Below are 16,422 nucleotides of genomic sequence, written 5' to 3' on the forward strand. Positions count from 1 at the left end.
GGTTCCGGCAAATTGGGCGGGGCTGGCTAGCGGCCCTCAACCATGGAACTCGACACGTATTTTACCCGGCTGTTGGCCCGCAAAGGGCAGCCCTTGTTGCTGGCCGGCCCCTGCTCGGCCGAAACCGAAGATCAGGTAATGGCCACTGCCCGCGGCCTGCAAGGCTTGGACGTCGATTTGTTTAGGGCGGGCATCTGGAAGCCGCGTACCCGGCCGGGCTCGTTTGAGGGCATTGGCGCGGTGGGCCTGAAGTGGCTGCAACGCGTAAAAGCAGAGACTGGCCTTGCCGTAACGGTAGAAGTAGCCACGCCCCGCCACGTGGAGGATTGCTTGGCCCACGGCGTGGATGTGGTCTGGATTGGTGCCCGCACCACCGTAAACCCTTTTGCCGTGCAGGAGTTGGCCGAAGCCCTAGGTGGTACCGGCGTGCCCGTGATGGTGAAGAACCCCGTGAACCCCGACTTAGCGTTGTGGGCAGGTGCCCTAGAGCGTCTCGACCGCGCCGGCGTGCGCGATTTGGCCGCTATTCACCGCGGGTTCAGCACCGGCGCGCCCAGCAAGTACCGCAATGCGCCCACCTGGGCTATTCCGATTGAGCTTAAAACGCGTTTTCCGGAGTTGCCGCTCATCTGCGACCCCAGCCACATCAGCGGCCGGCGCGATTTGCTGCTGCCCGTAGCGCAAAAAGCCCTCGACTTGGACTACGACGGCCTGATGCTGGAAACGCACCCCGACCCCGAAAACGCCTGGAGCGACGCCGAGCAACAGGTAACGCCGTTCCGGTTGGCCGAAATGATAACGGAGCTGAAGCACCGCTACCGCTCCACCGACAACCGCGACTACCTGAACAAAGCCGAAGACCTGCGACATAAAATGGACGTGGCCGACCAGGAAATTATCGAGGCCCTAGCGCGCCGCATGGCCTTGGTGGAGGAGCTAGCCGAGTACAAAAAGCAGAACAACATCAAGATTCTGCAGCTCGATCGGTGGAACGAAATTTTCACGAGCCGCCCCGAGTGGGCCGCCCGCCTAAACGTGAACGACAAGTTTGTGGCCGAGCTTTACAAACTCATTCATATCGAAAGCATCCGGAAGCAAACCGAAATAATGCAGCGGCCGGAGTAGCGGCCCTAGGTGCAAGGGCGCTACTCCGGCCGTGGCAGCCAAACAGCCTACTTGCTAGGAAGCGGGGTGGCGGTGGCGCGGGCGTAGGTTTCGCGCACAGGCCAGCAGTTCATCACATCCTTGTAGTAAGGAGTAGTCCAGTACAGGGTATCCCGTTGCAATTCGTACGTCATACCGCTGCTGCCCTGGTTGCTGTTGAGCGAGAGGTATCGCAGGTTTTGAGGTGCCTGCACATTGCTCGGGAAGCCGCGGTGTTCAAAAGTGCCTTCGTGCGTAAGGGTATCGTTGCGGTAGAAGCGCAGGCGACCATCAGCCGAAAACTCCATACTGCGCTTGGGCAGCAAATGGGCCTGGTAGTGCCGTTCGTGTTTTGGCACCACTCTGTCCCAGCGGCCGAGTAGGGCAGCGTCGGAGGGTTGTATGTCGTCTTGTTGTTGCTGGCAACCTAGGGCCGCGAAGCACAAGGCAACAATGAGTAAGTCGCAGAACAGGGATAGAGATTTTGTCATGGGCGTTGCTGGTTAATTATTTGTCGGTGTCGGTAATCCAGCGGTAGCGCCTGATCACGCCATCCACGCAGATGTTGCCGTCGAGCGTCAGCTCATCGCCTTTGATCTGGTAGGCGTAGGTGATGCCCGGGTTCTTGTCTTCGTCGAAGCGCACTAATTGCACTGGATCGAGCTGCGTACAGAAATTGCCGCTAGTGGGCCGCAGCCGAAACTGTTGCGCCAAGGTGCCAGCTAGGTACACGCGCACGGTGCTGTCGGCTGCAATACGCAGCTCCTCGGGTGGCACTACGGGGTTGGGCACCATGCCGCCTTTCACGCTTACCAACTGCCAGCGGCCAATGAGCGAGGTAGGCCTTGCTGTTTCAGTATCATCAGCTTCGATGGAATGCAGGTGGTTGCACGCACCCAGGGTCGTCAGGCCCGAGGCAAGCAGCAGTGGGCGGATCAGCTTGTACATGGCGGTGGAGTTAGCGTTCGTACTGCGAGATGTAGCCGTCGGCGGCTTCGTCGTAGAGCGTGAGGCGGTTTTCGGTAATCTCAAACGACTGCCCCAACGAATTTTTGCCGTAGCGAATAAGGTTGGGCGTGTGGTTGTCGCCGGGCGAGGAGGCAATAAACAGGCCGTAGGTATCCGAGTCGATGATTTTACCATCGCGCAAGCGGTAGAAGCTGCCGTTCGACTCAAATCGAATTTCCTCCTGATAGCCCGTATTGGCCGGCGTGAGGCGCACGCCCGCAATGCCGCCTGTGGTTTGCACCCAACGCCAAGAGCCCTGCAGCTGCGCGTCGAGGGGCGCTACATCGCGGTCGGTGGAGCAGCCGGCTAGCAACAGCACGGCGCTCAGCAGCAAAAAGAAGTAATTGCGGATGGGCATGGTTCGGTGACTTATATACCACAGGATGCTGCCCTGGCCACAAAAGGTTGCACGCAGTTTTAAACTGGAGCTATTTGCTTGGCGGCGCGGCCATTCCGGCCTCCAGTCGTGCCAGCGCCGATACCATCCGGGCCACCTTGGCGTCGTCGGTAGGGGCGGCGCGCACCCAGTTCAGCCACGCGGTTTGCTCGGGCGGGCTGAGGCGCGCGTAAACTGCTTCGGCACGGGGCGCATCGGCCAGGCAAGCCAGCAGATCTTCGTCGGCAACGGAAAGGGGCACGGCCTCGGCGTAGAGCACCAGGCGTACGGTGTCGCCGGCCTGCTTGCCAATAGCTTTTCGGATTTCGGCCTTCACGGGCAGAAAGCTGCGGCCATTGCCCAGCGGCATCAGGTTGCTAACTGGCAGCTCGAAGGCATCGATGGAGCCGGTTACTTTGGCCAGGCCGAAGGCATTGCGGCCGGGTATCTGCAGCGGCGGGAGCGGGGCGTACGTCCAGGCGCCTTTGCCCGAAAACTTTGCCAGGCGTACCTCGCCGTCGAAAAGCGCTTTTTGTTCCACTGCTACTGCTGCGCGGTTTGCGGTGCTTCGAGAAGACCTAGGCCGGGTACTTGGGGCCTTGCCGAGCACCAATGTAGGCTACTTGCGCCAGAACCCTGAACTTTACGCCCCATGACTGACGCAATCCACATCGGCCCCGAGGCGCTGCCGGCGTTGGCGGCCCTGCTCGGCCGCCCCGGCACCACACGCGTAGCCGTGCTGGCCGATACCAACACCGCCCGCCTGTGCTACCACGCCCTCAAGCCTTACCTGCCCGAAGAGCACCTGTTGATTGAGGTACCCGCCGGCGAAGAGCACAAAACCCTCGCTACCAGCGAGCGGGTGTGGGGCGAGCTGACGGAGCACCGCTTCGATCGGCACAGCGTGCTGGTGTGCCTGGGTGGCGGCGTCATCTCCGACCTAGGTGGTTTTTGCGCGGCCCTTTACAAGCGGGGCATGCGTTGCGTGGTAGTACCTACCACCTTGCTGGCGCAGGTAGATGCGGCCATCGGCGGCAAAACCGGTGTCGATTTCATGGGCTACAAAAACCACCTAGGTGTGTTTCAGCTGCCCGAAGCCGTGTGCATCGATACCAGCTTCCTGAGCACGCTCGATCCGCGCGAACTGCGGGCGGGCTACGCCGAGGTGGTAAAGCACTGGCTTATTGCCGACGCCGACGCCTTTGCTGAGCAGCGCCACCAGGGCTTGTTTGTGGAAGACTGGACGCCCGTGGTGCGCGAGTCGGTGCTGGTAAAGCAGCGCATTGTGGAGCAGGACCCCACCGAAAAAGGCCCCCGCAAGCTCCTGAATTTCGGCCACACCGTGGGCCACGCCCTCGAAAGCTATTTGCTGAGCCAAGCGGGCCGCAGCATACTGCACGGCGAGGCGGTGGCTGCCGGCATCATCTGCGAAAGTTGGCTGTCGGTACAAAAAGGCCTGCTCACGGAGCGCGAGCTAAACCAGATCGAGACCTTCCTGTTCTCGGTATTTGAGAAAGTACAGTTTGTAACGCTCGAGACTCAGGCCATTGCCGAGCTGGCCCTGCAGGACAAGAAAAACCAAGGCAGCACCATCAACTGCACCCTGCTCGAGGGCATCGGCCGGGGCGTGTACGATCAGCCGGTAAGCGTAACCGAAATTGCCGACTCGCTGCGCTACTACCATCGGCTGTAACCGGGCCAGCCACCTCCCGTGTGGCCTGGTCTGTAAGTTTAACCTAGGGCGTTACCTTCGGGCGCTCCTCTGCTAATGCACCAACCAACTTTCCCCGATACGCTGTCGTTGCGCTGGCCCGGCGGCCCGCTGCGCGGCACGGCCGTGTTGCCTGCCTCCAAAAGCGAAAGCAACCGCGCCCTCATTCTGCAAGCCTTGGCCGGTGGTGGCACCCTCACGCACCTTTCCGAGGCCAACGATACCCAGTTGATGCGCCGCCTGCTGGCGCACCCCGAGGCCGAGGTGTTCGACGCCGAGGATGCCGGTACCGTGATGCGCTTCCTGACGGCGTACCTGGCCGTAACGGGGCGCAAAACCACACTCACGGGCACGGCGCGCATGCTGGAGCGGCCTATTGGCGTGTTGGTTGATGCGCTGCGTAAGCTCGGGGCCCACATCGAGTACCTAGGGCGCGAAGGGTACCCGCCGCTTCGGCTCAACGGCTTCGAGCCCGGCGCGGCTACCACGCTGGCCGTGCGCGGCGACATCAGCAGCCAGTTTATCTCGGCCCTGATGATGGTGGGGCCACTCATTCCAGGCGGCCTCAACCTGCAGCTTACGGGCCACATCGGCTCGCGGCCCTACATCACGATGACGGCCAGCCTGATGCGCCACTTCGGCGCGCAGGTAGAAGTGCGCGACCGTGATGTGCGCGTGGCGCCCAAGCCCTACCAGCCCGCCGATTACACCGTCGAGGCCGATTGGTCGGCGGCGAGTTACTGGTATGCTATGGTAGCCCTAGGTCCGGCTGGCTCCCAAATACACCTGCCCGGCCTGCGGCGCCAATCCTGGCAAGGCGACCAGGCCATTATGCACCTGATGGACCCGCTGGGCGTACACACCGAGTTCGTGCCCGATGGTGTTATCCTGCGGCAGGCTCCCGCCAAGGGGCGTGCCGGCCACGTAGCCATGAACTTTACCGACTGCCCCGACCTGGCCCAAACCATTGCGGTGGCTGCCGCCGCCACCGGCGTAACAGTTGACATGGTGGGCCTCGAAAGCCTGCGCATCAAAGAAACCGACCGTATTGCCGCCTTGCAAAACGAGCTAGGCAAGTTTGGCGCTTCGCTCACGGCCGAGGAGCGCGATATGTTCCGGGTATCGGCGCAACAGCTGAACGTAGACGGCCAAACCGTAGCCACCTACCACGACCACCGCATGGCCATGGCCTTTGCTCCTTTGGCGCTACACGGCAAAATAGAGGTAGAAGCCCCAGCCGTGGTGCGTAAATCTTACCCATTTTTCTGGGAGGAGCTACGGCAAGCTGGGTTCAAGATGTAGCGTAATGTTGCGTAGCTTAGTCTAAGCAACACCGTGCTGAATGGCACAGCTATAGACACTACTATCCGTGGACGCAGACTAAAAAGTCCGCGCTACTTCGTTTTGTAGTTGCTCGAAGTAGGCAGTCGTATGCCGTAATCGGCTGCCATACCAGCTAAACAGCTCGCCATCTACTACCAGCACCTGCGCGTTAGGGCAAATAGCCCGAAACTCCTCCACGTGCTTTTCCTGAAACGGGTACGGCTCCGACGAAAGCAGAATCACTTGTGGAGCAGCGGTTGCCAGCTGTTCGGCGCTTACCTCGGGGTACCTACCTAGGGCGCTAAACACATTCCGGAAGCCCGCCCGCGGCAGCATATCGTCGATGAAGGTGCCCGCGGCTGCTACCATGTAAGGCTTGCGCCAAATGAAGTAGGCGGCCGAAAGTGGCTCGGCCACCGCTGGCAAGGCTTGCAGGCTGCTGCCAATTTCTTCGGCCAGGCGCTCGGCCCGGGCTTGCGTGCCGGTAATCAGGCCTACCTGCCGCATCATCCGCAGCGAATCACCTAGGGTGAAGATGTCACTCATCCACACAGGATAATCAGCCGTCAACTGCTCGATGCCCTCCTGGTAGTTCTCTTCCTTGTTGCCAATGATCAAGTCAGGCTTCAGCTCCGCTATGTGCTCAAAGTTGAAGTTCTTAGTGCCGCCAATTACCTGCGCCTGCTTCCGCGCCCCGGCCGGATGAATGCAGAATTTCGTGACGCCTACTACCCGCTCGCCCAATCCTAGGTCGTAGAGCAGTTCCGTTTGCGACGGCACCAACGATACAATGCGTTGCGGCGGAAATGGCACCACTACGCGCCGGTTAATTTGATCGGTAACCGTTAGCGGTGTTTGCACGAGCGGAAGCTGAAGCATAAAGGGAGAGGCGAGATAGAACGCCTGAGGCTGCAAAACAAAAGCGGCCACACGAATTGTGCGGCCGCCTAATAAAACTTTCAGGCTAAATCTTATTTGAAGTAGCGGAAGTCGTGGTTGTCTTCGATGCGCAGCAGCGTTTCGTAGATGAGGTTGATGACATTCTGCACGTCGTCGTTGTGCACGGTTTCCACGGTGGTGTGCATGTACTTCAGCGGCAGCGAAATGAGGGCCGAAGCCACGCCAGCGTTGGAGTAAGCAAATGCGTCGGTATCGGTGCCGGTGGCGCGGGTGGCCGCCGCGCGCTGGAAGGGAATTTCCTTCTGCTGAGCTGTCTGGATAATCAGGTCGCGCAGATTATTCTGCACGGCTGGTCCGTAGGTAATTACCGGGCCTTTACCGCAGTGGATGTCGCCCGAGGTCTTCTTCTCGTACATCGGCGACTGGGTATCGTGCGTTACGTCGGTAATAATGGCTACATCAGGCTTAATACGGTGGGCAATCATCTCGGCGCCGCGCAAGCCGATTTCTTCCTGCACCGCATTCACGATGTACAGGCCGAAGGGCAGCTTCTTGCCTTCTTCTTTTAGCCGGCGCGCCACTTCGGCAATCATGAAACCTCCGATGCGGTTGTCGAGCGCGCGGCCCACGAGGTATTTGTTGTTCAGCTCCATCAGTTCGTCCTCGAACGTAACCACGGAGCCCACGTGCACGCCCATTTCCTCCACCTCATCGCGCGACGAAGCGCCGCAGTCCAGGAAGATGGTTTCGATGGTCGGGGCTTTGTCTTGTTCCGTTTTGCGTACGTGTATGGCCGGCCAGCCAAACACGGCCCGCACCGGGCCCTTGGCCGTGTGAATGATAACGCGCTTAGAAGGGGCAATGAGGGCATCGGAGCCGCCGTTGCGGCGGAGGTAGATGTAGCCCTCCTTCGTGATGTAGTTTACAAACCAGCTGATTTCGTCGGCGTGGGCTTCAATCACCACTTTGTACTCAGCCTCAGGGTTTAGCACACCCACTACGGTGCCGTAGGTATCCACGAAGTACTCGTCGATGTACGGCTTGATGTACTCCAGCCACAGCTTTTGGCCTTCCTTCTCGAAGCCGGTGGGTGAGGGGTTGTTTAAGTAATTCTGAAGGAAGTCGAAGCTCTCGGGACGCATGGAGTGGGAACAGGTAAGAAGCGATGGGGAGAAACGAAAGAACGGAAAGCAGGTAACATGAAACGAGTGCGGTGGCAGCGGGTTGCGGCTATTCCATAGCCGGTACGCCCATTTCCGCCCATTCTTCGCGGGCGGGGCCGTACACGCCGGGCACCCGCAGGCCTGCCTGGCGCATGAGCACCGTCATTTGGCCGCGGTGGTGGGCTTGGTGCCGCACCAGCACCGACAGCACGCGGCCCTTGCTCCAGACCTCGCCATACATCTCCACCTCGTCACGGAGCTGGTCGTCGGTCCACTGGCGCACAACGGCGTCGGCTACTGCCGCAGCCGCGCGTACGTACTCCGTGCGGGTATCCTTTGCCGGGGGGCAAGGTTGGTTCTCCAACTCATCGGTGGGGAATAAGCCCGCCCGGTGCGGCATCTCAGTCATTGTTTGCACTACGTGCCAAACCAACCGGCCAAGCGTACGACCCTCAGATGTAATGCGCTGATGCAAGGACTCATCGGTTAGCTGAGCCAATAATTTTTCGGTAGCGGCGCTTTCTTCCTGCCACTCCAGCAGGAAATCGGGGATAGTGCAATACATAACTACGTGGTTAACAGACCTGATCGGACCTTTAATTGCTGAAGGTGAGACAAAAGCTGAAAGCGGTGCTATTCTACCGAACAGCACCGCTTCCACTTCTTCAAGTATAACAATTACAACGGAATGTTGCCGTGCTTTTTGCGCGGCAGCTTATCCACCTTGTTTTCGAGCATTTTGAAGGCCCGAATCAGCTTTTGGCGCGTTTGCGAAGGCACAATCACTTCGTCGACGAAGCCGCGGTGCGCCGCACGGTACGGTGTGGCAAACTTGCGCTGGTAGTCGTCTACCTTCTCCTGCAACTTGGCTTCGGGGTCTTCGGCCTGTGCTATTTCGCGCTTGAAGATGATTTCGGCCGCGCCCTTAGCACCCATCACCGCAATTTCGGCGGTGGGCCAAGCGTAATTCATGTCGGCACCGATGTGCTTCGAGTTCATCACGTCGTAAGCTCCGCCGTAGGCTTTGCGGGTAATTACCGTAATGCGCGGCACCGTGGCTTCGCAGAAGGCATACAGCAGTTTAGCACCGTTGGTAATGATGCCGCGCCATTCCTGGTCGGTGCCGGGCAAGAAGCCAGGCACGTCTTCAAGCACGAGCAGCGGAATGTTGAACGAGTCGCAGAAGCGTACGAAGCGCGCGGCTTTCGTGGAAGCGTTAATATCGAGCACGCCGGCCAGCACGGCAGGCTGGTTGCCCACAATGCCGATGCTACGGCCACCTAGGCGCGCAAAACCCACCACAATGTTCTCGGCAAAGTTCTGGTGCACCTCCATAAACGAGTCCGTATCGATGATTCCGGTAATCACCTCGCGGATGTCGTAGGGCTGGTTTGGGTTTTCCGGGATGATGGTATCGAGTTCGGGGCGCAGTTCCTCGCCTTGCTGCTCGTAAGGGTAAATAGGGGCAGTGTCTTCGCAGTTCTGCGGCATGTAGCTCAGCAGCTGCTTGATCTGCTGAATGCAGGCTACCTCGTTGGCGGCTGTAAAGTGCGTAACGCCGCTCTTGGTGCTGTGGGTGCTGGCGCCGCCCAGTTCTTCGCTGGTTACGGTTTCGTGCGTCACCGTTTTTACCACGTTGGGGCCCGTCACGAACATGTAGCTCGTGTTTTCCACCATCATGATGAAGTCGGTAATGGCCGGCGAGTACACGGCACCACCGGCGCAAGGGCCCATAATGGCCGATATCTGCGGTACCACGCCCGAGGCTAGCGTGTTCTTGTAGAAGATGTCGGCGTAGCCACCTAGGCTCACCACACCCTCTTGAATACGCGCCCCACCCGAGTCGTTCAGGCCAATCACCGGTGCGCCGTTCTTCATGGCCAGGTCCATGATCTTCACAATCTTCTCGGCGTGAGTCTCTGACAGCGAGCCGCCTAATACCGTGAAATCCTGTGAGAACACGTACACCAAGCGGCCGTTTACCGTGCCGTAGCCCGTTACCACGCCGTCGCCTAGGTAGTACTCTTTATCAAGGCCAAAGTCCTTGGAACGGTGCATCACAAACTTGCCGATTTCCTCGAAGGAACCCGGGTCCATGAGCAGGTCGAGCCGCTCGCGGGCCGTCAGTTTGCCCTTGGCATGTTGGGCATCGATGCGAGCCTGGCCGCCACCCAACAGGGCCTCGGCGTTCTTCTTTTCCAGTATTTCGAGTTTGCTCAGCGCGAGGTCGGCGTGCGGATCGGACATATGGTGGGAAAGGGTAGGCGAAATAAGGTTGGTAAGAGAAGGCCAAAGGTAATCCGACGGCACAAAATAGACGAACCTGTTTTTAGGCAGGTGGGTCTATTAAGTGCGGCTATTTTAACACTGCTCGCGTTCGGTGACCAATAACTACCACCGATCATTCGGTAACGCGCGACTACAATGACCAAATAGCCGAAACGAACTGGGTTAGCTCAGGTCAACATCAGGCGCCGCAAGCTATAAACCTTCCGTAAGCAAGAAATTGTATAAATTTGGCTGGTTGTTTGACTTGTAACTGGCTTTCATCCATCGGAAATTGTACCTTTTGATTTCTGATGCATGGGGAAGGCTGCGCTTAATGATTACTGTAACAAAGACGTTTCTGCCGCCGCTTGAGGAATACAACAAGCTTTTGAATGGCATCTGGGAACGAGGTTGGCTCACGAATGAAGGACCATTGGTTGGGCAACTCGAGGATGCCCTAAAGCAAGTACTAGGAGTCAAGCACCTGTTTTTTGTTAGCAACGGTACGTTGGCCTTGCAACTGGCCATAAAGGCTTTGGATCTGCAGGGCGGCGAAATAATCACCACTCCTTTCTCCTACGTTGCTACTACCAGCAGCATTGTATGGGAAAACTGCCGGCCAGTGTTTGTGGATATCTGCCCCGATACGCTGTGCTTGAACCCGGAGCTGATTGAAGCGGCAATTACGCCCAACACCCGAGCCATTCTGGCCACACACGTCTTTGGCACCCCCTGCGATGTGGACGCCATTGCTCAAATTGCCGACCGTAACAACCTGCGAGTTATTTACGATGCCGCGCACGCATTTGGGGTAAACTACCTAGGGCAGTCGGTTCTTAATTACGGCGACATCAACACCCTAAGTTTTCACGCTACCAAGCTTTTTCATACCGGCGAGGGCGGTGCCGTGGTAACTAACAACGACTACTTGGCGCATAAGCTTGGCTATATGCGCAACTTCGGGCACAACGGGCCAAATCAGTTTGTCGGCCTGGGCATCAATGCCAAAAACTCGGAGCTGCATGCCGCCATGGGTTTGAGCGTGTTGCCGTATGTACCCCAACTGATGGAGCGGCGCCGTGCCTTATCGGCACTTTACGACAAGTTGTTGGCGCCTTTGCGTTTGCAGCAACCCGTGGTGCCAACCGGGGCCGAGCCCAACTACTCGTATTTTCCGGTGCTGCTGCAATCGGAAGAGCAACTGCTAGCGGTAGTAGCCGCACTCAACAGCCAGAACGTGTATCCGCGCCGGTATTTTTACCCAGCGCTTACCAGTTTGCCTTATGTGTCGGCCTCCACAGTCTGCCCGGTGGCGCAGGCAGTAGCAGCGCGGGTGTTGTGCTTGCCTTTGTACCACGAGCTTGCCGAGGCCGAGGTGGAGCAAATTGTGCGCATCATCGCCCACGTTTGTCGATGATCTGGATATGCGCGTAGCCATCATGCAGCCCTACCTGTTTCCGTATGTAGGGTACTTCCAACTGCTGCACCGCGCCGATGTATTTGTGCTACTCGATGATGTGGCCTACATCAAGAAAGGATGGATCAACCGGAACCGCATCTTGGTAAACGGCTCCGAGTACTTGTTTACGATACCCATTGCCAGCGGGTCGCAGAACAAGCTTATCAAGGACACCCACCTGCATGCTGATGATAAAAGCCTTGGTAAGTTATTAATTACCATTAGGCAAGCGTACAGTGCGGCCCCCGAAATGGCACGAGTGTTGCCGCTGATCGAGCAGGTATTGCTTGCGCCCGAGTCAGATATTACGACGTTGGTTGGCCACAGCCTTAAGCTGATTAACGACTACGTAGGGGCGCCAATGCCCTTGGTACGGAGCTCTGAAATCGAGAAGAATAATCAGCTGACTGGGCAAAGCCGCGTAATTGAGATTTGCCAGCGCCTAGGTGCCACTGAGTATGTCAACGCCTCTGGTGGAGCAAGCCTTTATTCGCATTCCGAGTTTGCGCAAGCAGGCATTGTCCTGCAGTTTCTGCAACCCGTTCTTCAACCTTACCCACAAGGAACGAATGCATTCGTGCCGGGTTTGTCTATCATCGATGTGCTGATGCACAACACTGCTGAGCAAGTCAGAAGCATGTTTGGCCAAGGCATGTTGCTCTAAAGAGGCCTTTTCGATTCTAGCATCCGATAACCACACCTACCGTCTTGAGCTCATCAACTTCCTCCTTTGCACAGCACCATGTAATCGTCGCGCAATGCGAGTCGTATCTAGCCGCGCACGGCGACAACCACAAGGGCGTAGGCTGGCCCAATTTCGACGATGCCCAACTTCGCTACCAAGTAATGCTCGATGGCTTGCTGGCAGCTGTTCCGGCTGGTAAGCAAGTATGCGTACTGGATTTTGGCTGTGGCCCAGCGCATTTTCATGCATTTCTGCAGCAGCAGCCACACGCAACACGGGTTGAGTACACCGGGCTCGATCTATCGGAGAAATACCTGGCCATTGCTCGGCAAAAGTTTCCGAACACCACCTTCCTGCAGCTCGATGTACTGAAGGAGCCGGAAGCGTTGCCAACCTTCGATTACATTGTCCTGAATGGGATTTTTACGCAGAAGTGCTCGAACAGCTTCGAGGAAATGTGGGCGTATTGCCAAGAAACATTGCGTACGCTTTGGCCCAAAGCCCGGCACGGAATGGCATTCAATGCTATGACCAAGCAAGTGGATTGGGAGCGTGACGACTTGTTTCACCTACCTATGGATACCCTAGCTGCTTTTCTGAAGAAAGAGCTAACCCGGCATTTCACGTTTCGCCACGACTACGGCCTGTTTGAGTACACCTCTTACCTGTTCCGCGAGCCCAATCAGCGGTAAACCGCTATCCAGAACACGTAAAGAAGTACCAGACCGGGCTTTTTGCTGCTGGCATGTTTATGAGTACACCATTAGTGAGCGTGTGGTTGATTACCTACAACCACGAAAAGTACATCCGGCAGGCCATTGAAGGTGTGCTGATGCAGCAGACCAACTTTGCGGTGCAATTGGTGATAGGGGAGGATTGTTCTACCGACGGCACGCGTGCCGTCGTGCAGGAATACAAGGCACTATACCCCGATCGAATTACCCTCTATCTGCCAGAGCGCAACATGGGGATGATTCCCATTCTGCGACCAACGTACGCGCTCTGCACTGGCAAGTACGTAGCCATGCTCGACGGCGACGACTACTGGACCGATCCGCTGAAGCTGCAGAAGCAGATTGATCTGATGGAAGCTGATTCTGATTGCCGCGTCAGCTTCCATGCCGTGCAGATTTACGATCAAAGCAAACAGGAATACATTGCTCCTGCCGACCCCTGGTGGAGCCGCGTAACAACTGCCTTGCACCTGCATGATCTGATCTACCTAGGAAATCCAATTTTTACGCTTTCCGCAATCTTCCGTCGCCCCGCAGGCGAGTTGCCCACATATTACTACGAATCGCCCTTTCCCGATCTGGCCATGTACTATTGGGTGCTTGCCGAAGGGGGCACCGCCAATTTCTTGCCCGAAATAATGGGCATATACCGTGTGCATACAAGCGGCTGCTTCTCAAGTCTGACTTGGCTACAAAAGCGGCGGCAATCCTTGGCGTTCTTCGAGAAAATGCGTGGGCACTTGCCCATGCGTTACTACGAACAAATCGAAGCTGAGCGGCAAATTGTTCTTCGCGATTTATTTATTGCCTCCTGCCGGCGCAAAGATGTGGTTTGGTCGCTGCGGTATATGCGGCTGATCGATTGGGCTAGTATTTACGTGCCAGCGCCATACAACAAACCTCAGCGCTTATTAGCACTTGGGCTGAAGAAGTGGGCCTTGGCTAAGGCTAGGAAAAGCGGAATGCCGCCTAACAATTAAACAAAACGAAAACGGCCGGTTGCTTGCGCAACCGGCCGTTTTCGTTTTGGCCCTAGGGCAGTTTACTCCGCCTTGCCTTCGGGCGACTCGGGCGTTTCGGCCGGGCGCTCGTCGCTGGCAAGTTGTGGCGCTTCGTCGCTTTTGTACGAGCTGAATAGAAGCTCCTCTTTGCCTTCCTCGTGGTCGGCTTTGATCACATCGCCTTGCGTGAGCTGAGCTTTCAGGATTTCCTCCGCAATCGGGTCTTCGATGTACTTTTGGATAGCCCGGTTCAACGGACGTGCACCATACTTCGGATCGTAGCCTTTCTCGGCCACGAAGTTCTTCGCGGCTTCAGTCAGCTCAATGCGGTAGCCCAAGGCCTGCACGCGCTGGCGCAGCTTAGCGAGCGAAATGTCGATGATCTTGAAGATATTCTCCTTCTGCAGACCATTGAACACAATCACATCATCCAGGCGGTTCAGGAATTCCGGAGCAAAGGTCTTCCGCAGGGCGCTGGCAATAGTGCCTTTCATCAACTCGTCCATGCTTTCTTGGCGGGCCTTGGTGCCGAAGCCGATACCCACACCGAAGTCAGCCAAATCACGTGCCCCGATGTTTGAGGTCATGATGATGATGGTGTTGCGGAAGTCAACCTTCCGACCTAGGCCGTCGGTCAGGATACCGTCGTCGAGCACTTGCAGCAGCAGGTTGTACACGTCGGGGTGAGCCTTCTCAATCTCGTCGAGCAGAATCACCGAGTAGGGCTTGCGGCGAATTTTCTCCGTCAGCTGGCCGCCTTCTTCGTAGCCTACGTAGCCGGGAGGCGCACCAACCAAGCGCGATACGCTGAATTTCTCCATGTACTCCGACATGTCGATGCGCACCAGCGCGTCTTCTTTATCGAAGAGGTAGGTGGCCAGCACTTTAGCTAGCTCCGTTTTACCTACACCGGTCGGACCTAGGAACACGAACGAACCGATGGGCTTCTTCGGATCCTTCAGACCAACGCGGGTACGCTGGATGGCTTTCACAAGCTGGGCAATGGCCTTGTCCTGGCCAATTACTTTGCCTTTCAATTCTTCGCCCATCTTCAGCAGCTTCTCGCCTTCGTTCTGGGCTACGCGGCTCACCGGAATGCCAGTCATCATGGCGATTACCTCAGCCACGTTTTCCTCTTTCACGGTGTAGCGCTTCTTTTTGGTTTCTTCTTCCCAGTTGCGCTTCGCGTTGTCGAGCTGTTCGATCAGCTTCTTCTCCTTATCGCGGAGCTGAGCGGCCTCTTCGTACTTCTGCGACTTCACCACGCGGTTCTTCTCCACCTTGATGTTCTCGATTTGTTCTTCGAGCTTCAGGATGTCTTCGGGAACCACGATGTTGTTGATGTGCACGCGGGCACCGGCCTCGTCGAGAATGTCGATGGCCTTATCGGGCAAGAAGCGGTCCGACATGTAGCGGTCCGAAAGCTTTACGCAAGCTTCGATGGCCTTGTCGGTATAGACCACGTGGTGGTGGTCCTGGTACTTGTCCTTGATGTTGTGCAGAATCTCGATGGTTTCCTCGGGCGTGGTGGGGTCCACCATTACCATCTGGAAACGACGAGCCAAAGCGCCGTCTTTCTCGATGTACTGGCGGTACTCGTCGAGGGTAGTGGCACCGATGCATTGGATTTCGCCGCGGGCCAAGGCCGGCTTGAACATGTTCGAAGCATCGAGCGAACCTGAGGCACCGCCGGCGCCCACGATGGTGTGCAGCTCGTCGATGAACAGGATAACGTCGGGCGACTTCTCCAGTTCGTTCATCACGGCCTTCATGCGCTCCTCAAACTGGCCGCGGTACTTGGTACCGGCTACCAGCGAGGCTAGGTCGAGCGTAACGACGCGCTTGTTGAAGAGCACGCGCGACACTTTCTTCTGCACAATGCGCAGGGCGAGGCCTTCGGCAATTGCCGTTTTACCTACACCCGGCTCACCGATGAGGATTGGGTTGTTCTTTTTGCGGCGCGACAGGATTTGCGCTACGCGCTCAATCTCCTTTTCGCGGCCCACAATGGGGTCAAGTTTATCGTCTTCGGCCAGCTTGGTTAGGTCGCGGCCAAAGTTGTCGAGCACAGGCGTGCGCGACTTCTCACCGGGCTTCTTCGCGGTGGAAGAACCGGAGCTCTTCGACGAGCCAAACAGTTTGTCGTTGTCGTCGTCGTCGGTGTCCGAAGGGCCCGAAGTGGGGTTGTGGCTGGTGTTACCGTGGTAATCCAGCGAGTCGCGTACGGCTTCGTAGTTCACGTTAAACTTGCTCAGGATTTGGGAAGAAATGTTGTCTTCATCGCGCAGAATCGAGAGCAGCAAGTGCTCGGTGCCAATAATTTCGCTCTTGAAGATTTTGGCTTCCAGATACGTAATCTTTAGAACCTTCTCCGTCTGCTTCGTCAGCGGGATGCTACCCGTTATACTGATACCTTGGGTCGCAGTGTTACGTGTGGCTTGTTCGAGAGCGTATTTCAGCTCCTCTACGGATACGCCGAGCTTCTTCAACAGAGCAATGGCAGTGCCTTCACCCTCCCGAATCATACCCAGCAACAGGTGCTCGGTGCCTATATAGTCGTGGCCAAGTCGGATGGCTTCTTCCCGACTCAGGGAGATGACCTCCTTGACTCTATTTGAGAATTTCGCTTCCATGCAGATAAGGTGAGAAAG

16 protein-coding genes are annotated in these 16,422 nt (G+C 57.1%); 7 read left to right on the plus strand and 9 right to left on the minus strand.

All coding sequences use genetic code 11. The features are described from left to right. The first annotated feature begins 42 nt into the window (after nucleotides 1-42). Complete coding sequence (locus ASU33_RS02355) at nucleotides 43-1,125, plus strand: bifunctional 3-deoxy-7-phosphoheptulonate synthase/chorismate mutase type II (RefSeq protein ID WP_059067730.1); 1,083 nt, start codon at nucleotides 43-45, stop codon at nucleotides 1,123-1,125. A gap of 47 nt (nucleotides 1,126-1,172) precedes the next feature. Here the strand turns inward: ASU33_RS02355 and ASU33_RS21130 are convergent, their stop codons facing one another. The 4 genes from ASU33_RS21130 to ASU33_RS02375 form a co-directional block, all read right to left on the minus strand. Further along, complete coding sequence (locus ASU33_RS21130; protein ID WP_149866997.1) at nucleotides 1,173-1,634, minus strand: hypothetical protein; 462 nt, start codon at nucleotides 1,632-1,634, stop codon at nucleotides 1,173-1,175. A gap of 16 nt (nucleotides 1,635-1,650) precedes the next feature. Next, nucleotides 1,651-2,091, minus strand: a complete 441-nt coding sequence (locus tag ASU33_RS02365) for a hypothetical protein (RefSeq protein ID WP_059067735.1) — start codon at nucleotides 2,089-2,091, stop codon at nucleotides 1,651-1,653. A gap of 10 nt (nucleotides 2,092-2,101) precedes the next feature. Next, a complete protein-coding gene (locus tag ASU33_RS02370) occupies nucleotides 2,102-2,509 on the minus strand; it encodes a hypothetical protein (RefSeq protein ID WP_059067737.1) in 408 nt (135 codons plus the stop codon). Nucleotides 2,510-2,579: 70 nt separating this feature from the next. Then, a complete protein-coding gene (locus ASU33_RS02375) occupies nucleotides 2,580-3,068 on the minus strand; it encodes a DUF1905 domain-containing protein (RefSeq protein ID WP_059067740.1) in 489 nt (162 codons plus the stop codon). 111 nt (nucleotides 3,069-3,179) lie between these two features. Here ASU33_RS02375 and aroB point away from each other — a divergent pair, with 111 nt between their 5' ends. Beyond that, nucleotides 3,180-4,220: a 3-dehydroquinate synthase gene (gene aroB, locus ASU33_RS02380; RefSeq protein ID WP_059067743.1), complete on the plus strand. Its 1,041-nt coding sequence runs from the start codon at nucleotides 3,180-3,182 to the stop codon at nucleotides 4,218-4,220. 75 nt (nucleotides 4,221-4,295) lie between these two features. Beyond that, nucleotides 4,296-5,540, plus strand: a complete 1,245-nt coding sequence (locus tag ASU33_RS02385) for a 3-phosphoshikimate 1-carboxyvinyltransferase (protein WP_173664820.1) — start codon at nucleotides 4,296-4,298, stop codon at nucleotides 5,538-5,540. A 78-nt stretch (nucleotides 5,541-5,618) separates the two neighbouring features. Here ASU33_RS02385 and ASU33_RS02390 read toward each other — a convergent pair whose 3' ends face one another. From ASU33_RS02390 to ASU33_RS02405, 4 genes are all read right to left on the minus strand, one after another. After that, a complete protein-coding gene (locus ASU33_RS02390) occupies nucleotides 5,619-6,440 on the minus strand; it encodes an ABC transporter substrate-binding protein (RefSeq protein WP_059067745.1) in 822 nt (273 codons plus the stop codon). 92 nt (nucleotides 6,441-6,532) lie between these two features. Next, nucleotides 6,533-7,603 carry a M42 family metallopeptidase gene (locus ASU33_RS02395; RefSeq protein ID WP_059067748.1) on the minus strand — a complete coding sequence of 357 codons (1,071 nt, stop codon included), beginning with the start codon at nucleotides 7,601-7,603 and terminating at the stop codon, nucleotides 6,533-6,535. A gap of 88 nt (nucleotides 7,604-7,691) precedes the next feature. Beyond that, on the minus strand, nucleotides 7,692-8,189 hold the full coding sequence (locus ASU33_RS02400; protein ID WP_059067751.1) for a DinB family protein: 498 nt from the start codon (nucleotides 8,187-8,189) through the stop codon (nucleotides 7,692-7,694). 113 nt (nucleotides 8,190-8,302) lie between these two features. Then, entirely contained in the window at nucleotides 8,303-9,871 is a 1,569-nt protein-coding gene (locus ASU33_RS02405) for an acyl-CoA carboxylase subunit beta (protein WP_059067753.1), read from the minus strand. Nucleotides 9,872-10,226: 355 nt separating this feature from the next. Here ASU33_RS02405 and ASU33_RS02410 point away from each other — a divergent pair, with 355 nt between their 5' ends. Genes ASU33_RS02410 through ASU33_RS02425 form a run of 4 tightly spaced genes read left to right on the plus strand, consistent with a single transcriptional unit; the run spans nucleotide 10,227 to nucleotide 13,750 of the window. Continuing rightward, nucleotides 10,227-11,309 carry a DegT/DnrJ/EryC1/StrS family aminotransferase gene (locus tag ASU33_RS02410; RefSeq protein WP_059067755.1) on the plus strand — a complete coding sequence of 361 codons (1,083 nt, stop codon included), beginning with the start codon at nucleotides 10,227-10,229 and terminating at the stop codon, nucleotides 11,307-11,309. A 7-nt stretch (nucleotides 11,310-11,316) separates the two neighbouring features. Further along, entirely contained in the window at nucleotides 11,317-12,015 is a 699-nt protein-coding gene (locus tag ASU33_RS02415; RefSeq protein WP_059067757.1) for a WbqC family protein, read from the plus strand. Nucleotides 12,016-12,059: 44 nt separating this feature from the next. After that, the gene (locus ASU33_RS02420; RefSeq protein WP_059067759.1) at nucleotides 12,060-12,728 is read left to right on the plus strand and encodes a class I SAM-dependent methyltransferase; all 669 of its coding nucleotides are present in this window, start codon (nucleotides 12,060-12,062) and stop codon (nucleotides 12,726-12,728) included. Between the two features lie 59 nt (nucleotides 12,729-12,787). Then, entirely contained in the window at nucleotides 12,788-13,750 is a 963-nt protein-coding gene (locus tag ASU33_RS02425) for a glycosyltransferase family 2 protein (protein ID WP_160328118.1), read from the plus strand. A gap of 62 nt (nucleotides 13,751-13,812) precedes the next feature. Here ASU33_RS02425 and ASU33_RS02430 read toward each other — a convergent pair whose 3' ends face one another. Further along, nucleotides 13,813-16,404 carry an ATP-dependent Clp protease ATP-binding subunit gene (locus tag ASU33_RS02430; protein WP_059067763.1) on the minus strand — a complete coding sequence of 864 codons (2,592 nt, stop codon included), beginning with the start codon at nucleotides 16,402-16,404 and terminating at the stop codon, nucleotides 13,813-13,815. Between the last annotated feature and the right edge of the window lie 18 nt (nucleotides 16,405-16,422).

This window comes from Solirubrum puertoriconensis (genome assembly GCF_001483135.1).
Taxonomy (GTDB): Bacteria; Bacteroidota; Bacteroidia; order Cytophagales; family Hymenobacteraceae; genus Solirubrum; species Solirubrum puertoriconensis.

What these genes read in the sequence shown, in the direction of transcription:
- ASU33_RS02355 (WP_059067730.1), top strand. Translation starts at nt 43, where the DNA reads ATGGAACTCGACACGTATTTTACCCGGCTGTTGGCCCGCAAAGGGCAG.
- ASU33_RS21130 (WP_149866997.1), bottom strand. Translation starts at nt 1,634, where the DNA reads ATGACAAAATCTCTATCCCTGTTCTGCGACTTACTCATTGTTGCCTTG.
- ASU33_RS02365 (WP_059067735.1), bottom strand. Translation starts at nt 2,091, where the DNA reads ATGTACAAGCTGATCCGCCCACTGCTGCTTGCCTCGGGCCTGACGACC.
- ASU33_RS02370 (WP_059067737.1), bottom strand. Translation starts at nt 2,509, where the DNA reads ATGCCCATCCGCAATTACTTCTTTTTGCTGCTGAGCGCCGTGCTGTTG.
- aroB (WP_059067743.1), top strand. Translation starts at nt 3,180, where the DNA reads ATGACTGACGCAATCCACATCGGCCCCGAGGCGCTGCCGGCGTTGGCG.
- ASU33_RS02385 (WP_173664820.1), top strand. Translation starts at nt 4,296, where the DNA reads ATGCACCAACCAACTTTCCCCGATACGCTGTCGTTGCGCTGGCCCGGC.
- ASU33_RS02390 (WP_059067745.1), bottom strand. Translation starts at nt 6,440, where the DNA reads ATGCTTCAGCTTCCGCTCGTGCAAACACCGCTAACGGTTACCGATCAA.
- ASU33_RS02395 (WP_059067748.1), bottom strand. Translation starts at nt 7,603, where the DNA reads ATGCGTCCCGAGAGCTTCGACTTCCTTCAGAATTACTTAAACAACCCC.
- ASU33_RS02400 (WP_059067751.1), bottom strand. Translation starts at nt 8,189, where the DNA reads ATGTATTGCACTATCCCCGATTTCCTGCTGGAGTGGCAGGAAGAAAGC.
- ASU33_RS02405 (WP_059067753.1), bottom strand. Translation starts at nt 9,871, where the DNA reads ATGTCCGATCCGCACGCCGACCTCGCGCTGAGCAAACTCGAAATACTG.
- ASU33_RS02410 (WP_059067755.1), top strand. Translation starts at nt 10,227, where the DNA reads ATGATTACTGTAACAAAGACGTTTCTGCCGCCGCTTGAGGAATACAAC.
- ASU33_RS02415 (WP_059067757.1), top strand. Translation starts at nt 11,317, where the DNA reads ATGCGCGTAGCCATCATGCAGCCCTACCTGTTTCCGTATGTAGGGTAC.
- ASU33_RS02425 (WP_160328118.1), top strand. Translation starts at nt 12,788, where the DNA reads ATGAGTACACCATTAGTGAGCGTGTGGTTGATTACCTACAACCACGAA.
- ASU33_RS02430 (WP_059067763.1), bottom strand. Translation starts at nt 16,404, where the DNA reads ATGGAAGCGAAATTCTCAAATAGAGTCAAGGAGGTCATCTCCCTGAGT.